Annotated in this window: 2 protein-coding genes; both read left to right on the top strand. The window is 34.9% G+C overall.

Annotated elements, in window-relative coordinates; genetic code table 11:
* Positions 1 to 46: 46 nt before the first annotated feature.
* Positions 47 to 409: a hypothetical protein gene (locus LY11_RS26440; protein ID WP_111636572.1), complete on the top strand. Its 363-nt coding sequence runs from the start codon at positions 47 to 49 to the stop codon at positions 407 to 409.
* Positions 409 to 1,326, top strand: a complete 918-nt coding sequence (locus tag LY11_RS26435) for an IS3 family transposase (RefSeq protein ID WP_170132800.1) — start codon at positions 409 to 411, stop codon at positions 1,324 to 1,326. Before LY11_RS26440 ends, LY11_RS26435 begins: the two co-directional genes overlap by 1 nt.
* The last annotated feature ends 62 nt before the right edge of the window (positions 1,327 to 1,388 follow it).

Raw genomic sequence — 1,388 nt, 5'->3', positions numbered from 1 at the left:
GGTCTTATACGGATATAGGTTTACAGTTTTGAGTTAATTGACTCAAATGAAAGCACTAGAAACGGAGCCAAAAACTTACTCCAAAACCTTTAGAGAAAAGCTAGTTATTATGGTAGTTTATCAGAATCTACCTGCCAAAGCTGTTGCAAAAATGCACCATTTACCCAGTGTCCATATGCTCACCAATTGGGTAAGTATTTATAAGAAAAAATTAGAAAAAGGAGCTGTATCTTTATTACCTATGGATCCCAAAGTTAAAGATTCCAAAGCTCTTCAGGCTAGAATCAGGCAATTAGAGAAATCCTTGGATAAAGCGAATGTGCTTATCTATGGACTCAACTCCATGATTGATTATGCAGAAAAAGAGTTAAAAGTACCATTGCGAAAAAAGCATGGTACCAAACAGTAATGCTTATCAAAGAGAGGCATATTACAAGGATGGGAGTTGGTCCACTTTGTAGATTGTTTGGTAAAAGCCGACAAGCATTTTATATCAGAAACTGGTATACTCAGGAGGTTGATCAGACTGAGGTTATAGTCTTAGAGATGGTAGCCTTGTTAAGAAGAGAGCTCCCTGGTCTTGGCTTACATAAATTGTATAGATGTCTTTATCAACCTTTAAGAAGTCATGGAATCAAGATGGGTAGAGATAAATTAAATACTTTACTCAGAAAAAACGGATTATTAATCACCCGAAATTCTCATAAACCACGTACTACCCAGTCTAATCATTTGTTAAGAAGGTACCCTGATCTTGCGAAAAATATTTTGGTTGAAAGATCTGAACAGCTTTGGGTATCAGACATCACGTTTATCTGTATAGGTTATGATTTCAACTATTTAAGCCTGGTTACAGATGCTTACTCAAGAAAGATCATGGGATACTGTTTACACTATAACCTAACAAATGATGGAACTATTACGGCTTTAAAAATGGCCTTAAAGAACCGATCATGCGGATTATCCTTAACTCATCATTCTGACAGGGGAGTACAATATTGCAGTTATGATTACATCATTCTTCTTAATGAGTACAGAATATCGATTAGTATGACCCAGCATGGTGAAGCTTATGAAAATCCAATTGCTGAAAGGATAAATGGTATTCTAAAAACTGAATTTAAACTAAGCAGGATATTCAAATCCCGAACTGAAGCATTATTCGCAGTAAAAACAGCAATAGAAGCCTACAATAATATTAGACCACATATGAGTTGTAGTTTTCTAACTCCAGAAGTTGCTCATCAAACTACTGAACCATTGATAAAATACTGGAAAAATACCAGAAAGAAAAAAGTGCCAGATGTAGTTACAATCAAATCATAATGTATAGTTTTAAGTAGAAATATTCACTCTTCAAAACTGTAAACTAAAAACCGGACAAGACC

Source organism: Pedobacter cryoconitis, assembly GCF_003259615.1.
Lineage (GTDB): Bacteria > Bacteroidota > Bacteroidia > Sphingobacteriales > Sphingobacteriaceae > Pedobacter > Pedobacter cryoconitis.
This window is presented reverse-complemented; position numbering and strand designations above follow the sequence as displayed.

What these genes read in the sequence shown, in the direction of transcription:
- LY11_RS26440 (WP_111636572.1), top strand. Translation starts at nt 47, where the DNA reads ATGAAAGCACTAGAAACGGAGCCAAAAACTTACTCCAAAACCTTTAGA.
- LY11_RS26435 (WP_170132800.1), top strand. Translation starts at nt 409, where the DNA reads ATGCTTATCAAAGAGAGGCATATTACAAGGATGGGAGTTGGTCCACTT.